The sequence below is a fragment of the Sorangium sp. So ce693 genome (assembly GCF_051521375.1).
Lineage (GTDB): Bacteria > Myxococcota_A > Polyangia > Polyangiales > Polyangiaceae > Sorangium > Sorangium atrum.
Map to the genome: position 1 here is coordinate 7,337,207 of NZ_CP150347.1, position 16,581 is coordinate 7,353,787.

Genomic DNA, 16,581 nt, shown 5'->3' on the forward strand with positions numbered 1-16,581 from the left:
GGCGGGATCGGCCGCCTCAGCTCTGCGATCGGTGCGGGACGATGTCGTTGGCGATGATCTCGCCGAACGGCCCCGTGAGGTTCGGGCGGAGGCCTGCAGCCCTCCGCTCGACGGGGAGCCGCGGGAAGAGCAGCTCGGCGACCCGATAGGCCTCTTCGAGGTGCGGATACCCCGACAGGATGAACGTCTCGATCCCGAGCTCCGCGTACTCCTGCATGCGCTGCGCGACCGTCTCCGCGTCACCCACGAGCGCCGTCCCGGCCCCGCCGCGCACGAGCCCGACGCCGGCCCAGAGGTTCGGGCTCACCTCGAGCGCGTCGCGCCGCCCCTTGTGCAGCGCCGCCATGCGCCGTTGCCCCTCGGAGTCGAGGCGCCCGAAGGCCTGCTGCGCCGCGGCGATGGTGCTGTCGTCGAGGTGCCGGATCAGGCCGTTCGCGGCGGCCCACGCCGCCTCGGCCGTCTCGCGGACGATGACGTGAAGGCGGATCCCGAAGCGCACCGTGCGCTGCTCCGCGGCCGCGCGGCGGCGGATGTCCGCGATCTTCTCGGCCACGGCGGCCGGAGGCTCTCCCCAGGTCAGGTAGACGTCGATGTGGCGCGCCGCGAGCGCGTGCGCCGCGGGCGACGACCCGCCGAAGTAGAGCGGCGGGTGCGGCGCCTGGAGCGGTGGAAAGAGGATCTTCGCGCCCTTCACGCGCAGGTGCTGCCCCGTGAAGTCGACCGTCTCGCCGGCCATGACGCGCCGCCAGATGCCGAGGAACTCGTCGGTGACGACGTAGCGCTCATCGTGCTTCAGGAAGACTCCATCCCCCTCGGACTCCGCCGGATCGCCGCCGGTCACGACGTTGACGAGCAGGCGGCCGTCGGACAGGCGATCGACCGTGGACGCCATGCGGGCGGCCCACGTGGGCGACACGACGCCCGGCCGCACGGCGACGAGGAAGCGGAGCCTCTGCGTCAGCGGGATCATGGCCGACGCGACCGCCCAGGCGTCCTCGCACGATCGCCCGGTGGGGATCAGCACGCCGTGATAGCCGAGGTCGTCGGCGGCCTGCGCAATCTGACGGAGATAAGGGAGCGTGACGGGGCGCGCGCCCTCGGCGGTGCCAAGGTAGCGGCCGTCCCCGTGCGTCGGGAGAAACCAGAAGACGTTCATCGATGGAGAAGCTCCTCGCCCGTGCTTCGCCGGGTCAGGCGCGCGAGAGCACGATCCGCACCGCGCGCCGCGGCGCGCTGGGGCCCGCGGCGCCAGCGAACCTCGCCGGGCGGGCCGCTGCTGCCCTAGCAACACCGAGTGCTGATCGACTGCTTCTGGAGCAGCAGTCGACCGCTCCTCCACGGGTGCTCCCCGGCGGAGCGCCACGCGTGGACCTGGCACAGCGGCTGCTGGACCAAGGTTTACTCCGCGAATCCGTCGCAGATGCAATTTTACATCATCAATATCATCCTTACGTGCTGACGTGGGTTGTAGAGGAGGCGAAAGAGCCCTCATGAGCAGGTACATCTCGTTCACGACGGTCCGCTCCGCGCTGCTGGGCTGCGCAGCTCTCTCGAGCTGGTTGCTGCTCGGGTGCGGCCGCGACGGCGGCGAGGCGGGCGCCACGGGCGAGAAGGCGGTGAGCGCCAGGGAGACGGCGGAGGATACGCGGGCGGCGGTGGTGGTCCGGCTGGGGTACCAGAAGATCGGCACGCCGTTTCTCCTCAAGGAGCGCGCGGAGGCCCTGACGAAGGCGCTCGAGGCGAGGAACGCCCGCGCCGAGTGGGTCGAGTTTCAAGCCGGTCCTCCGCTGCTCGAGGCGATGCGCGCGGGCGCCGTGGACGTCGGCCACGTCGGCGAGACGCCGCCGGTGTTCGCGCAGGCGGGCGGCGTGCCCTTCGTCTATGCCGCCACCGACGCGCCGGCGCCCAGGGCCGAGGCGATCGTCGTCAAGAAGGACTCTCCGATCCGCACGCTCGCGGCCTTGAAAGGCAAGCGCGTCGCCCTCAACCGCGGCTCCAACGTCCATTACCTGCTGGTTCGAGCCCTCGAGAGCGCCGGGCTGACGCTGGACGACATCCAGGTCGTCTTCCTCGCCCCCGCCGATGCGCGGACCGCGTTCGAGGGTGGCAATGTCGATGCCTGGGTGATCTGGGATCCGTTCCTGGCAGCGGCCGAGCTCGCCGGGGCCCGTGTCCTCCAGGACGGCGAGGGGCTCGTCGACAACCGCCTCTTCTATGTCGTCCGGCGAGAGTTCGCGGAAGCGCAGCCAGCGCTCTTGCAGATCGTGTTCGACGAGTACCGCGCGCTGAGCGCCTGGGAGGACGGGCACCGAGAGGAAGCCTCGCAGCTCCTCGCGAAATCTTCGGGGATCTCGTACGAGGCATTCCTGCGGTCCGAGCACCGGCGCGCGTTCCAGATACTGCCGATCACGCCCGAGATCGTGCAGAAGCAGCAGGCCATCGCCGATACGTTCCACAAGCTCGCGATCATCCCGCGCGACATCCGCGTCGAGGAGGCGCTCCTGCCGGCGTCCGCGAGCGGAGGCGCGCGATGACGGCCGGCGAAGCGCCGATCGGAGGCGGCGCGGTGCGCGGGTTCGGCGTGCGCATCGCGCCCTGGCTGGCCCCGCTGGCGCTCGTGATCCTCTGGGAGGTGCTGTCGCGGCTGCAGATCATCCCGAAGACCCTGCTGCCGTCGCCCGTGGAGGTGCTGGTCGCCGCCTCGAACGCCACGAGGAGCGGCGAGCTGCCCGCGCACCTCGGCGTGAGCGCGCTGCGGGCTGTCGGTGGGCTCGTCGTCGGCGCCGTCATCGGGCTCGCGCTCGGCCTCGGCACGGGGCTCTCGCGCCCGCTCCAGCTGGTCATCGACGGGCCGCTGCAGATGCTGCGGGCGATCCCCGCGCTGGCGCTGGTGCCGCTCGTGATCCTGTGGTTCGGGCTCGGTGAGACCGCGAAGCTCTTCATCGTCGCGATCACGGTGCTGTTCCCCGTGTACCTGAACACGTTCCACGGGGTGCGCAGCGTGGATCCGCAGCTCATCGAGATGGCGCAGGTCTACGACGTGCGGGGGTTCGCGCTCTACCGGGAGGTCATCTTCCCGGGCGCGCTCCCCTCGATCCTCGTGGGTCTGCGCTTCGCGCTCGGGCTCTCGTGGCTCGTGCTCATCGTCGCGGAGACCCTCGGCGCGAGCCAGGGCCTGGGCTATGTCGCGATGAACGCCCGCGAGTTCATGCAGATGGATCTCCTGGTGCTCACGATCGTGCTCTGGGCCCTGCTCGGCAAGCTGGCCGACTCCCTGGCGCGGTGGCTCGAGCGCCGACTCCTACCGTGGCAGCCGCCGCTGCAGCGGCTCGAGGCGAGGTGAGCGAATGAGCGGTTCGGGCGATCAGACCGCCGGCGCGCGCGTCGTGCTGGAGCAGGTCGACAAGCGGTACGGTGACCGGCTCGCGCTCTCGGGCATCGATCTCGACATCCGCCCTGGCGAGTTCGTGACGATCGTCGGGCGGAGCGGCTCGGGCAAGAGCACGCTGCTCCGCGTCCTGTGCGGCCTCGAGCAGCCGACGCGCGGCGCGGCGCGCGTCCTGGCCTCGAGGGAGGTCGCGGCGCGGGAGGCCGTGCGCGTCGTCTTCCAGGAGCCCCGGCTGCTGCCCTGGCGCACGGTGCTGGAGAACACGTGCATCGGCGGGCCGAGAGGGCGCGACGCGCGCGCGCGCGACGTGCTCGACCGCGTCGGGCTCGGAGATCGGCTGAGCGACTACCCGGGCGTGCTCTCGGGAGGTCAGCGGCAGCGGGTCGCCCTCGCGCGCGCGCTCGTGCACGACCCGAAGGTGCTGCTGCTCGACGAGCCGTTCGGCGCGCTCGACGCCCTGACGCGGATCGGGGCGCAACGCCTCGTCGAGTCGCTGTGGGCGCAGCGCCGCTTCACGGCCATCCTGGTGACGCACGACGTGGAGGAGGCGGTCCTGCTCGGAGATCGCGTGCTGGTGTTCGACGAGGGGCGCGTCGTGGAGAGCGTCGCTGTGGATCTGCCGCGCCCCCGGGCCAGAGAGTTCCCGGAGGTCGGCCGCCTCGCCGGCGTGCTCCTCGACGCGATCTTCAGGAGATCTCCGGAAGCAGGAGGGCTGTCACGGCGCGCCCCGCGCGAGGACGCCGCCAGGCATCCCACGACCCTCTTGGCCCCCGCCGGCCTCGGGATCGCTCGTCATTGACTGGATGCCTCGCTCAGGCGCCACAGGCGCCGGAGGAGCGTTAGGCGCGGGCGCCGCCTGCGGCTCGTTCGCCGCATTGGCTCGCGGGGCTCGGCGTTCGCGGTGTGCGCGGTGTGCGCGGGTCCAGGTCAGCAGATGGCCGAGGCGATGACCAGCGCGGCGCGCCGCGAGCGCACCGCCTGGTGATTCCCGTCAGGAAGCTTGGTAAGGGTGCACCAGGAGACCCTCCCTGCATGGTGGCTTCGCGGCTCGCGCTCCTTCCCTTCACGCTTCTCGCTGCTTCGTGTGGTCCCGCCGCCGGGTCGGCCCCCGCGGCGCTCGCGCCGGCTTCGGTCGCCATCCCCCCCGCCCCGCTGGAAACGCCCGCGCGCGCCGCGGGCGCGCCGGCCGTGGATCCATCGGCCCCACTGACGTTGCCGATCGCCGCGATCCCGCCGGCAACCTGGGTCGAGCCGGCCCTCGGAGCGCAGGAGCGGGCGAGGGCTGGTCGGGACCCGTTCCGCGAGCACACCGAGATCGCCCTCGGCGAGCACGTCGCGATTTTCGCGGCGAAGGGAGGCGGCGCCGACCCCGCGGGCGGAGCCTTCGCGGTCGACGAGAAGCTCGGCGTCGTCGGCCCCCTGAAGCTGCCCGCTCGCTTCACCTGGGTTGGCGTCGCCGGCCCGCAGATCGACACGCTCTATGGGGCCACGCCGGATGGCGTGCTCCACCGCGCCGCCGGCGTCCGCGATGCACTGAGGCCGGACGGCGGCTTCGTGCCGCGTAGCAGCGTGCCTGGCGCGACGGCCTGGGACGCCGCCGGCGCCCTCATCGCGGCCGCGGCGGGAGAGCGCGTCAGCGTCTCCGCCGACGAGGGCCGCAGCTTCACCTCGGCCGTGGTCGCGCCCGGCAAGACGGTGCGCGCGGTGCTCGTGCGACCCGACGGCGTGCTCGCGGCCGTGGTCGAGGCGCCGGCGCGCGGCCAGCAGCCGGCGGAGCCCGACACGTTCCTCTCGCTGGATCGCGGGAAGACCTGGAAGCGATCTGCGTTCCAGCCGCGATCGATCGAGCGCGAAGGATCCTGGATCTGGAACGGCAATGCGAGCTGCCCCGCCGTGCTGAGCCGCGATGGCCAGGCGTGGACCAGGGCCGCTGCTGGCCTTTACGCCCGACCCTCGTTCGGCGTCGCGCTGCACCTCTCCCCCGCGATCCGCGCCACCGCGGCCGGCTCGTTCCGCTCGGCCGTCGTCCCGCCAGCGCCCGAGCCGCCCCGGCGCGGCGACACCGCGGTCGGGCGGGAACCGCCGTGCAAAAGCGACGACGATGGCGTCGTGGGCGGTATCGGGCTCATCGGCGAGGCTGGCGTCTCGTGCGGAGGCGCGCTCTGCCTGCTCGAAAGCGCCGCGCCGCGGCCACAGCCGACGCGCACACGGATCGCGACGTTCGGCGACGGGATCTGCGGACCGACGAGCGTGCGACCGCCCGGCAGCGACTGCGCCGCGCACCTCACGCGGCCACCGACGTTCGCGGTCGTCGACCACATCGCGAGCACCGTGACGCCTGTCGCGGCGCCCGAGGGGTGCCCGCAGCCGGTCGCGCTGCACAACGCCGCCGGCATCGGCGTGCTGATCTGCCGCGGAGGCAGCGGGGGCGCGGTCCTCTTCGTGCGGGGCGCGCAAGGTGCATGGCATGCGGAGGGGAGCCAGGCGACCCCGGCCGAGGCGCTCGAGGGGATCGCCGCGGCGCCGGATGGCACGCTGCTCCTGCTCGAGCCGACGCCGCCCGCGAGCGCCCGGCAGCGCGAGCCGCTGCAGGCGCTCGTGCGCAGCCCGCTGCCGCTCGGCACACCGCAGGCGTGGCGCCGGGTCACGGCGCCGGACGGCGTCGCGGCGCTTCCCGCTCCCGGGGGCGCGGCGCTCATCGCGAGCTCGCCCACGGCCTCGGCGGGCAGACGCCTCGATGTGACGCTGGATCGCCCAGGGCAGCCGGCGCTCACCCTGGCGCGCGACGTGGATGTCGACCAGGATCTGACGCTGATGGAGATGCGGGACGGGCAGGTGCGGTTCCGTGTGCGTCCAAAGCCCGCACCGGACGTCCAGGGAGGGCTGGGACCCCCGCCGCCCGCGCCGCCGGACGCACGTTGGCACGTGCTGACCCACGGCGGCGAGCTCGTGCTGGAGACGCCCTCCGGGCCGACGCCGCCGGCCGACGGGCGCTTGTTGGGCCCCGCGAGGCGCTAGCGCCGCGTCCGCGCGGTCCCTCGCATCGCGGGACTCAACCACGTCACGGGCGCGGGACTCAACCACGTCACGGGCGATGGGCCGTCGCGGACCCAACCACGTCACGGGGGATGGTGATAGCCGTAGACGCCCCCGCCGCCGTCACCGGGGTCAGCGCTCCCGGAGAAGACGGTCCATCCGCCGGCGAAGCCCCTGGTTGCTCTCCCGCCTCGCAGCCTCGTTCAGCAGCTCGATCGCCGGCCCGCGCAGGACGGCGCCGTGCTCGAGCCCTTCGATCGCCAACCTCCGGGCGATCTCGCAGCGCAAGGACAGCGCCGCGCTCCACACCGCGCCGTCGTGGAGACAGCCGCGCAGGCCGGTCAGGAGCGGCCTTGCGGCGGCAGCGTCGTCCCTCGCGATCGCGCCCCTGAGCCTCGCCGTCAGCCGCATCCTTGCCTGATCCGAGCGCGTGGTCCCGCACGCGGCGATGGCCAGCGCCGCGATCTCCTCGTCGGGATCGGAGGTGAAAGGCCATACCGCATGGAAGAACGGGGTTCCGCCGGTCGCCACGGCCCCGAGGGCGCGGAGCAGCGCCTTTTTCCGGGCCAGGGACGCGGTCTGGAGGCGCGGGAGCAGGGGCGCCTGATCCAGGGTGAACTCCCGTCCAAGCCTGTCGAGGAACGCGGCGCAGTCCTCGTCGGGCACGTGGTCGAGCTCCTCGATCCACGCCTCGGGAACCGGGGGAAGTCCGACCTCCTCCCTGGACTCGAACCCTTCCTTGGCCCCGTCGAGCGCCTCGGCGAGCGCCCTCTGGACCGAATCCTTGTCCCAGGCCTCCGCCGTCCGCGCTTCGAGCTTCAGCGCGGCCAGCAACGCCTCGCCGGCGTGCCAGTGCTGTCCTGGATTCCTGACGACCAGGGCCGCCATCACGGGAGCGCGCCGCCACGGATCCGGAGAGGCGAGGGCCCGCTGGAGCGCCGACTCGGCCTCCGAAACGCGGTACTCGCGGAGGACGAGCGACGCGGCGTGGATGTCCTGCAGCGACGCTGTCCGCTCGATGAACCGCTCGATCGCGGCGATGAGGTCGGGATCGCTGGGTTCGTAGCCCGAAATGACGTGCTGAAGTACCGGCAAGATGTCGCGATCCAGGCCGTCCGGGTCCTGCGCTGCCAGGAGCGACACGAGGAGCGGAACATCGCCTGGGCGACCGGCTACCCACAAAACGAGGAGCGCGCTCCTGTGATTGCGGCTGTGTTGCCCGGGCGGGCCCCGGAGGGCCCTGATCGCCTGGACGCGCATTGCCCCGGCGATCTCGTGCAGGGGGTTGTCTCTTCCCCACCGGGTCTCGGCCTGGCAGCGCTGGAAGTACTCGAAGAGCCGGTTGATCGCCTCACGGGAACCGGACCTGAGCACGACGCGCGCCAGCCTCACCTGCTCCTCGTGGCTCATGGCCGACGTAAGGAGATCCTCGACCATCGCGTGCGCCCGCCGCCGGAGCGGCCGCTCTTCGGCGGAGGTTGCGGGGCGCGGAGGGCGCTTTCGGTCCGGGCTCATGCCAGATCCCATGGATCCTATCAGCATCCGCTCGACGCGGGGTTCGCTGCGCGAGCAGCCGGCACGGCTCGCTCTCCCACGTGCGACGTGGCTCGCGAAGGACGCGCCCTCCACCTCGCAGGATGGATCTCCTGCGACGGGAGCCGTTACCATGGTGGACGCATGCCGCAGCAGCCACCGCCCGAGCCGCAGCAGTCGCCGACCGAGCCGCAGCAGTCGCCGACCGAGCCGCAGCAGTCGCCGACCGAGCCGCAGCAGTCGCCGACCGAGCCGCAGCAGTCGCCGACCGAGCCGCAGCAGTCGCCGACCGAGCCGCCGTTCTCGCTGACAGACGGTGCCCTCGCCGCCTTGGTCGCCACCGGCTACGGCGTTCCGGCGCTCGCGGCGCTGCTCTTCGGCGCGGCGATGCTGGTCCGAGTCGATGGCGCGATCTTCGTCGCCGGAGCGCTCGGGCTGGCCGGTTGGATCGGCCTGACCGTATGGACGTACCGCGCGATACGGCGCCGGGGGCGCGCTTCCTTCCAGGTGGCGGCCGAGGTGCTCACGCTGATCCTCCTGCCCGCCTGGGGCATGGCATACAGCCACGATGCCCCCGGGACGTGCGTTGTCCCGGCATGCGACGCCGGCACGACGGCGTTCCGGCCGCTCGCCGAACCGGAAGTCCACGGCCTGATCGCGCTGCACGCCCTCACCGCGCTCGCCTATGTCGTGTCACGACGCCGGAAAGAAGCGCTGCCTGGCCCTGCAGAGCTCGTCGTCCATGCAGCGCTGATCGTCGGAATTGCGCTCCACGTCCTGCTGGCGGTGCACTTCGGCCCCTGGGTCGGGGCCGGCCTGCTCGTGCCGCCGCTGCTCCTGCCATGCGTCGCGCCGGTGTTCACTGTCGTCTTCTATTCCGCCGAGCTGCGCGCTCGCCTCGTGCGGCGGGGCGTCGAGGCCAGCGCGCCCGCTCCGTTGGCTGCTGCCGACCCCGCCTATCGCACGGGGCCGAGGCAAGTCCCGCTTCCGCCACCGCCCGCGATTCACCGACCCACGTTGTGGCGCGCCCTCGCGGCTTCCCCGCTGCTGCTCGGGGTTCACGCCGTCCTCCACGCGGCCTGGCTGGGACATCCGGCAGCCGCCCTCCAGGTCTTCACCCGCACGTGCGGATACACACTGTCGCAGCTCCCGATCGTGGAGCTGCCCGGCGACTGCCACTACCTGTGCACCGTCGCTGCGCGCGGCCACACCTGGCTTGTGCGCCCAATCCGGCTCGGACGGCGGGGAGGCACGCCGATCCTCGTCAATCGCCAGCTCGCCATCGCAAACGCCTTCGAGGATCTGCTGCACGAGCGCTGGCCGCGCTTCGGCCGCGCGGCGCGGCAGCTCTACGACCGGATGGGGCTACCCGTGAGCCGGTACATCGGCGCCGCGTGGGCTGCCGATCTCGTCTATCTCGCGATGAAGCCGCTGGAGTGGGCGTTCTATCTGACGCTCCTGCTGCTCGATCCGCGCGCACCCGAAGAGCGGATCGACCGAATGTACGGCCCCGACCCGACCCGGGTTGAGCGATCGCACGACCCGACCCGCGCACGACCCGACCCGGGTTGAGCGATCGGAGCGATCGCTCAAAAGCGTACGTAAGAGGAGACTCGACCCGGGTTGACCGTCACCGGATCTGGGCGCCCCCAATCCATGGATCGATCCGGATTGATTCAATCAACTCAGCACTCCTACCCGTCCATAACCGTCCCATTCTGTCAGTCAGAGTTTATCTGAAGTCACAGGCCCAATCGCTGCGTACACACTCGACCCGGCCCCCGCTCGTAGGCGTGCGTGTAGTGCCATACACACGCTCTTCGCGCCCGCTCCGACCTCTCCAGACGGACGTTCCCCGAAGCACGGCAACACCAGATCGAAGTCGATCCCGCGTTTTTCGCATCATTGTGAACAGCGCTACGCGGTATCTACACCAGAAGTTCGAAGACCGTCACGCTGGCGCCGTGGAACGTGCGCATCCACCAAGTTCCCGCCGGGAACACCACACTGCGTACCCCGGCGCGCCACCGTTCAAGCGCAGCGCGGTACGACGCACGAAACGCCCGCACCGCAGCGCCAGCGATTCGCCGTGCATCACCCTGCTCGCGACCGACCGCAAAGGTCGGATTACGTTCGCCCAGCGCCTCGAAGCTCGTGACGCGCTCGTACGGGGAGATCTTGCTGACTCGCTCAGCACCAAGAAAGCGACGCCCTTGCTGCTGCAGCGCCGCATGGGCCTGCGCCTCGTGTTCCCGGAGCGAGGCGGCGACCGAGTGGCGAAAGTCATCGATACTGTCCTGCTCGATCGCCGGTGGCAACGCGAGAGGCAGCATCACTTCCTCGGGCCACTGTGGATTTTCCGGGTCGAGATACGCTACAGGACGCGCCGCGCGCAGCACGCCGCAGCCGAGTTCGCTCACATCGACTTTCGCCCCCGGCCACTCACGCGCATGCCGGACAAGGCCAGCGGCCACAGGGTTCGCGAGCACGTAGGCGATCTTCTCCACCACGGCAGCGCGCGTCAGGAGGCGCACAACGCTCGTGGCCTCGTGGTCCCATACCGGTCCTTCCCACGCGCGAAGCACCTTGGTCCCGAGCGCCACAATGCGATGAAAGAACTGCAAGAAGCGCGGCAGGACTCCATTCACGTCCGTCACCACCAGGTGGAGATGCGTTGACATCGCGCAGAACGCGTGAACCTCAATCCCGAAGCGACCGGCCGAGACCGCGAGGGCGTAAACCAAGAGCTGGGTGATGGCTGCGTCAGGGCGCAGGAGCAGATGCCGACGCAAGACGCGACGGGTGATCATATAGGTAGCGCCGGGCGAGATCTCGCGGGGGTGGCTCATGGCCCGTCCACACCAACAAACGCTGTGCCAGAAACTGTAGTCAATCATTTCAAGCACTTGTCATGCACCACAGGTGACGATCATAGCGGCAGAGGTGGCGGCCGCCATGCCACCCACCACATCGGATGGCACATCACCACCCCACAACCCCACCCGGGTTGAGATTTGGGAGCCGAGTCTCAACCTGGTCGGGTCTATGCAATCTGGGTCGGGTCTCAAACGGGTCGGGTCTGGATGGGTCCAACCTGGGTCGGGTCGCGCCCAGCATCCGTCACGATGGCGCGGCCACGCCGGGCCAGGGTCGGGTCGCGCCCAGCATCCGTCACGATGGCGCGGCCACGCCGGGCCACTCACTTCCGCCGTGCATCAGGGACCTTGGCAAGCATTGTTTTCTTTTGCATGGCGAGCGCGCTCCGAACGAGAATACAGCATGTTCGACCAAGCTTATGGCTCATCCGCGATACACAAACGCGCAGCCAGTGAGAGCTTCACTTACATATTCCGCACCCCCGCGGGCGTTCGTCGGGCGACCCGCACATCGTTCCAGCGGCTTCTCGCGAACAGCAGGACGCTCGCTGTCGCCGCGCTCCTTGCTGCGTGCGGTCAGGCGTCGGAGAAACCTGCTCCGGCATCGGGGTCCGGCGGCGGCACGACGGCGACCTCAGGCACCGCCGGCGCCGGCACCACCGGAAGCACCGCCGGCACCGGTGAATCGACCGGCGACGCGGCCGGAACAGGCGGCTCGACCGGGGCCGCGGGCGGCGGCCCCGGCGCCTGCGAGCAGGGCACGACGAGCACGGAGTGGGCGACGAGCTGCCAGAGCACGGGAGCCAGCTGCACAGCAGGTACCTGGAAGGCGCCGCGCGACGGCGGCGAGACGCGCGCGCCGCTGCGCCACGAGTCGGCGCACTTCGCCTTCTACTGGCCCGATGGGACGGACATCGACCTGGGCCAGGCGGAGGAGGCCGCGGACACGCTCGAGACCATCTGGAGCGCATACTTCGGCAGCCCGATCTTCTTCCCCGAGCCGTACTGCAAATCGGCGGACAAGTGGAAGGCCGCGGTCCACTTCGACGACAGCTTCCCGCTCTGGGGCGGCGGGTGGAGCCGCAACGGCGTCAACTACATGGGGATGTGGATCGGCCCCGGCGCCGCCCGCGACCCGTGGGGGCTCGCCCATGAGTTCATGCACGGCGTCCAGTCGATGACGCAGGCATTCCCCGATTGCGGCGGCACCGGCTGCTGGATCTTCGAGAGCCACGCGAACTGGATGCCGCATCAGATATGGCGGGACAACGTGCACTGCTCGGACATGCTGCCGAACATGCCGCACCTCTACTACGGCAACACCCGGAACCGCTATTGCAACTGGCAGTTCTTCGAGTTCCTGAAGGACAAACACTGCTACAGCGCCGTCAACGACATGTGGGCCTACGAGGCGCCACGCGGCCAGGGCGACCCGTGGCAGAAGCTCATGCTGAGCCGTGGCTGGGACATCGAGCGGCTCAACGACGAGTTCGGCGAGTGGGCGATGCACAACGTCACCTGGGACTACAAGGACCCGCCGCCCACGGACCGAGGCGATCCATCCAGCGTGTATCGACAGAAATACGGCTCGATCGAGGCCGACATGACGTCGAACGGCCGCACGGATCGGCGACTTCGTCTCACGCGGCTCGAGGCGCTCGACGCGGACTGGGCGCAGAGTCGCCGCTTCGTCTCGCCGTATCACTGGGCGCCGCAGCGCTGGGGTTACAACGTCGTGCGCCTGCACCCGAAGCCGGACGCGACCAGCGTGCGCGTCGTGTTCCGGGGCGTGACCCAGGCCGGCGCCGACTCCGGCTGGCGCTGGGGCCTCGTGGCGACGGACCCGGAGCTGACCACATCGCGCTACAGCCCGCTGCAGCGGGGGAGCGACGGCGAGCTGGACTTCTGCATCAGCCCCGGCGAGAACGTCTACTTGGTCGTGGTCGCGACGCCGACCGAGTACCAGAAGCTGATCTGGACGAACCCCTCGGACGGCCCAGCGTACCCGTCGATCTATCGCTATCCGTACATGGTGGAGATCGACGGAGCGTGGCCCGCCGGGTTCCAGGACGGCCAGCTCGACGCGTGTCCGCGGGGCACGGCCAGGCACGCGAACGGCGGCGGCTGCGCGCCCGAGGGCACGCCGTCGAGCGTCTACGTCGGTCCTTACGCGACCATCCTCGGCGGAGAGGTGAGCGGCGACGTCCGCGTCGAGGATCACGCGACCATCGTCAACGGCGTGATCTCCGGCGGCCGCGTCGGTGCGCTCAGCCTGGTCGGGCAACGCGGCTCGGGCATCCAGGCGCGCGGATTCAACGTGAGCGGCTCGGCGATCGTGCAGACCACCTTCTATCCCCTCGGCTGGTTCGGCGATCGCCAGTCTGTCTCCGGAACAGCACAGCTGCTCGGAGATGTCGAGTTCGTCGCCACGTCGAAGTCGAGCAGCACGTTTTACGGGTTCGTCCCCGACGACTGGGCGGGCGTCTCGACGGTCACCGAGGTGACGGTCGCACCGCCGTACACCTGGCGGCGTTGAGGCCAGGATGCAGCCGATGCTTCATGTTGGGCTCATCGGTGACCACGACGACGCCGTGACGGCCCACCGGGCCATCCCGGTAGCGCTGCGGCTGGCGGGAGAGGCGCTATCCACGCCGCTCTCCTTTGAATGGGTGCCGACCGAGGAGGTGACCGACGCCTCGCGGGTGGCTCGTTATGACGCCCTGTGGTGCGTGCCGGCGAGCCCGTACCGGAGCATGGATGGCGCGCTGCGCGCGATCCGCTTCGCCCGCGAGCATCGGCGCCCGTTCCTCGGCACCTGCGGGGGCTTCCAGCACGCGATCATCGAGTATGCGCGCCATGTGCTGGGCTGGTCTGACGCCGAGCACGCGGAGACCGCGCCAGAGGCGCAGCGCGCGGTGATCGCGCCGCTTGCATGCTCGCTTGTGGAGGCCACGGGCACGATCCGCTTCAGCGCCGGAACCCGCATCGCGCGGGCGTACGGCCGCCCTGAGGCCACGGAAGGATACCGGTGCCGCTACGGCCTGAACCCGGAGTTCCAGGCCGCGCTGGTCTCGGGCCCGCTGCGCATCGGCGCGGAGGACGACGCCGGCGACGTGCGCGCCGTGGAGCTGGACGGACATCCGTTCTTCGTCGCCACGCTGTTCCAGCCGGAGCGCGCCGCGCTCGCCGGCCGGCTGCCGCCGCTCGTGGCCGAGCTCATCCGAGCCTGCTCGAGCGGCGCCGGCTGAACGCTGGCGCCGGCACACCGTTCAAAGAAGGAATGATCTGCCAGGGCGTCGACGACGCCGAACTCTGGATCTCTTCCTGGCATCCGGCGACTTGTGGTCTCGAGTCCCGGCCGGCTTCAGCGTTCCGATGCGCTTGCTGCTCCACGAGGTGCTCCTGCGAGGCGCTGCGCGTGCGGTGCCGGCGTTCAGCGCGTTTGCAGGAAGTACCTGCGCGCGGCCTCGCAGAGTTCGGGCCAGCGCTGGGCAAGCCCGGGATCTGCTGCGAAGCGGCCTGCCCAGAAGGCGTCGAGGGCGGCGCGCGCAGCGGGGGTCGGTACCCCGTAGCGTGCGTTCGTGCTCTCCACGTAGGCGGGGTACAGCTCGCACGCGACGACGAGGCCAGCGTACTGGTTGAGCGTGAGAGAGGGTGGCGGGCGCGCGCTGAGCGGGTCGCCCACGCTCACGGGGGCCGGTGTGGAGGCGGGCGGGACACTCGGCGTGGCGACCGGCAGCGCGCCCGACGCGGATGCCGGCAGCGCGCTCGGCGCGGCGACCGGCGGCACGCTCGACGCGGCGACCGGTAGCGGGCTCGGCGCGGCGACCGGCGGCACGCTCGACGCGGCGACCGGCGGCACGCTCGACGCGGCGACCGGCAGCGGGCTCGCCGTGGCAGCGGCCTGCGCACTCGACGCGGCGACCGGTAGCGGGCTCGCCGTGGCAGCGGCCTGCGCACTCGACGCGGCGACCGGCAGCGGGCTCGCCGTGGCAGCGGCCTGCGCGCTCGGCGTGGCCACAACGGAATGACGCTCGTCGTGGAGCGGCACCGCCGGGGAGTGGTGCGCGGGCGCCGGACCAGGCTCGCGCACCGGCTGTCCATCGGGGCTGGCGACGGGCTGAAATGGCAGTGCCGAGTCGAAACGAGCGACGGACGGCCGAGGGCGCTCTTCGGACGCCACCGGGATGAAGGGCAACGCGGAATCGATGACCCGCGGCGTATCGGGGAGCGTCTTGCTCAGAGGCTTCGACTCCGCGCCGCTCACCGGCGGGTCCGTCCGAGGAACCGACGCAGGCGCGGGAACAGGCACGATCGCGGGCTGGGTGACGGATTGGGGTGCGGGTGTGGACGCCGGCGCGGGGTCAGGCTCGGCCACCGGTGCGGGCGCGGCCACCGATGCGGGCGCGGCACCCGGTACTGCCATCGGTGCCGGCGCGGCTACTGCGATCGGCGCGGGCACACTGAGCGGCGCCGCCGCGGGCACACCGAGCGGCGCCGGCCCAGGCACACCGAGCGGCGTCAGCCCAGGCACCGCCGTTGACGCCAGCACCGCCATCGCCGCGGGCATCGGCGCCGCCGCTAGCAACGCCATCGCCGCGGGCATCGGCGCCGCCGCTGGCAACGCCATCGCCGCGGGCATCGGCGCCGCCGCTGGCAACGCCATCGCCGCGGGCATCGGCGCCGCCGCCGGCACGAAGGGCAACCCGCCGTCCAGGCGAGACAGCGGCCCCTGCGCCTCGACCAGCGCTGGCGCGCTCGTCGTCGCGGTGGCCTCCTCCGCTTCACGCCTCGCCGCGGCCGCCGGCACGAAGGGCAGCCCTCCGCCCAGGCGAGACAGCGGCCCCTGCGCCTCGACCAGCGCCGGCGCGCCCGTCGTCGCGGCGGCCTCCTCCGCCGCGCGCTTCGCCGCCGCCTCGTCCGCCGCGCGCTGCGCCGCGGCCCGCTTCGCCTCCGCCAGCCGCTCGTCGAGCGTCCCGTGCGTGTCCTTCAGCACGACCAGCGCCTCGGCGCTCTCGCCCTCCGGACCGAGGACGCCGCCGATCGCCAGGAGCATCGCTCGCGCGGCGCGCAGCGCCGCCTCGTCCGCCGCGCGGCCGGGCAGGTGCCGCCTGGCGAACGCCGTGAGCTCGTCGTCCTCGCATCGAACGAGATCCGCGAGCCGGGCCGCCACGCGGCGCCGATCCGGATCGGCGCTGCTGCCCGTCGGCCTGCGCATCGCGGCGTCGAGCTTCGCGAGCGCCTCGTTCAGCGAGCTCTTCTCCGGCGCCGTCGCAGCCTCCGTGGCGGACCCCTTGCTCTCGCCCCTCACGGCGCGAGCACGAGGACGGTTGTGACGCTCGGTACGATGGCCATGCCCGGCGCGTTCGTGCTGTTCTGGATCGAGATGCTCGTCAGGCGCGTCATGGGCGCGCAGCCGACGATCACCGTGAAGGCCGCGGTCACGTTGCGCGACGGGCCCATCACCATCCCGGACGCGACGCCGAGCGCGACGCCCGGGTTGTCCCCCATCGTGAGCGGCGCGACCGTCAGCATGTTGTGCGCCGGCGCGCACGTGACGAGCACGTTCGGCACGAAGAGCACGCTCATCGGATGGAGCGAGATGTTCGGGTACGGGATCGGCACCGGGGCCGGCGTCGGGGTCAGGCACACGTCCGGAAACGCCAGGCACATCCCCCCTGCGGTCGTCTTCGCGAGCATCGCTTCACCCCTCGTCGTTGCTGGCGCCCGCGGCCCCGCGCCGCGCGC

General features: G+C 71.4%; 13 protein-coding genes. 8 read left to right on the forward strand and 5 right to left on the reverse strand.

What is annotated here, in order from left to right; genetic code table 11:
- Positions 1-16: 16 nt before the first annotated feature.
- On the reverse strand, positions 17-1,156 hold the full coding sequence (gene ssuD, locus WMF14_RS27300) for an FMNH2-dependent alkanesulfonate monooxygenase (RefSeq protein ID WP_272093822.1): 1,140 nt from the start codon (positions 1,154-1,156) through the stop codon (positions 17-19).
- 2 nt (positions 1,157-1,158) lie between these two features.
- On the opposite strand from ssuD, the gene WMF14_RS27305 reads away from it, so the two are divergent.
- From WMF14_RS27305 to WMF14_RS27325, 5 genes are all read left to right on the forward strand, one after another.
- Entirely contained in the window at positions 1,159-1,494 is a 336-nt protein-coding gene (locus tag WMF14_RS27305; RefSeq protein WP_437790716.1) for a hypothetical protein, read from the forward strand.
- Positions 1,491-2,534 (forward strand): sulfonate ABC transporter substrate-binding protein, encoded by a 1,044-nt coding sequence (locus tag WMF14_RS27310; RefSeq protein ID WP_437790718.1) that lies wholly within the window; start codon positions 1,491-1,493, stop codon positions 2,532-2,534. Before WMF14_RS27305 ends, WMF14_RS27310 begins: the two co-directional genes overlap by 4 nt.
- Positions 2,531-3,343, forward strand: coding sequence for an ABC transporter permease subunit (locus WMF14_RS27315; protein WP_272093825.1), 813 nt, complete (start codon positions 2,531-2,533; stop codon positions 3,341-3,343). Before WMF14_RS27310 ends, WMF14_RS27315 begins: the two co-directional genes overlap by 4 nt.
- Before the next feature lie 4 nt (positions 3,344-3,347).
- Complete coding sequence (locus WMF14_RS27320) at positions 3,348-4,187, forward strand: ABC transporter ATP-binding protein (protein WP_437790720.1); 840 nt, start codon at positions 3,348-3,350, stop codon at positions 4,185-4,187.
- A 233-nt stretch (positions 4,188-4,420) separates the two neighbouring features.
- Positions 4,421-6,406: a hypothetical protein gene (locus WMF14_RS27325; RefSeq protein ID WP_437790722.1), complete on the forward strand. Its 1,986-nt coding sequence runs from the start codon at positions 4,421-4,423 to the stop codon at positions 6,404-6,406.
- 150 nt (positions 6,407-6,556) lie between these two features.
- Here the strand turns inward: WMF14_RS27325 and WMF14_RS27330 are convergent, their stop codons facing one another.
- Entirely contained in the window at positions 6,557-7,939 is a 1,383-nt protein-coding gene (locus tag WMF14_RS27330; protein WP_437790724.1) for a hypothetical protein, read from the reverse strand.
- A gap of 348 nt (positions 7,940-8,287) precedes the next feature.
- On the opposite strand from WMF14_RS27330, the gene WMF14_RS27335 reads away from it, so the two are divergent.
- Positions 8,288-9,529 (forward strand): DUF6688 family protein, encoded by a 1,242-nt coding sequence (locus WMF14_RS27335; protein ID WP_437790726.1) that lies wholly within the window; start codon positions 8,288-8,290, stop codon positions 9,527-9,529.
- A gap of 356 nt (positions 9,530-9,885) precedes the next feature.
- On the opposite strand, the gene WMF14_RS27340 is transcribed toward WMF14_RS27335, so the two are convergent.
- Positions 9,886-10,806, reverse strand: a complete 921-nt coding sequence (locus WMF14_RS27340; protein ID WP_437790728.1) for a transposase — start codon at positions 10,804-10,806, stop codon at positions 9,886-9,888.
- 430 nt (positions 10,807-11,236) lie between these two features.
- Between WMF14_RS27340 and WMF14_RS27345 the strand changes: the two genes are divergently transcribed.
- Complete coding sequence (locus WMF14_RS27345) at positions 11,237-13,369, forward strand: DUF6055 domain-containing protein (RefSeq protein ID WP_437790729.1); 2,133 nt, start codon at positions 11,237-11,239, stop codon at positions 13,367-13,369.
- Positions 13,370-13,376: 7 nt separating this feature from the next.
- The gene (locus WMF14_RS27350; RefSeq protein ID WP_437790730.1) at positions 13,377-14,081 is read left to right on the forward strand and encodes a CTP synthase C-terminal region-related (seleno)protein; all 705 of its coding nucleotides are present in this window, start codon (positions 13,377-13,379) and stop codon (positions 14,079-14,081) included.
- A 185-nt stretch (positions 14,082-14,266) separates the two neighbouring features.
- Here WMF14_RS27350 and WMF14_RS27355 read toward each other — a convergent pair whose 3' ends face one another.
- Both WMF14_RS27355 and WMF14_RS27360 read right to left on the reverse strand, forming a co-directional pair.
- A complete protein-coding gene (locus tag WMF14_RS27355) occupies positions 14,267-16,144 on the reverse strand; it encodes a hypothetical protein (RefSeq protein WP_437790731.1) in 1,878 nt (625 codons plus the stop codon).
- Positions 16,141-16,533, reverse strand: a complete 393-nt coding sequence (locus WMF14_RS27360) for a DUF4150 domain-containing protein (protein ID WP_012237562.1) — start codon at positions 16,531-16,533, stop codon at positions 16,141-16,143. Before WMF14_RS27360 ends, WMF14_RS27355 begins: the two co-directional genes overlap by 4 nt.
- Positions 16,534-16,581: the final 48 nt, after the last annotated feature.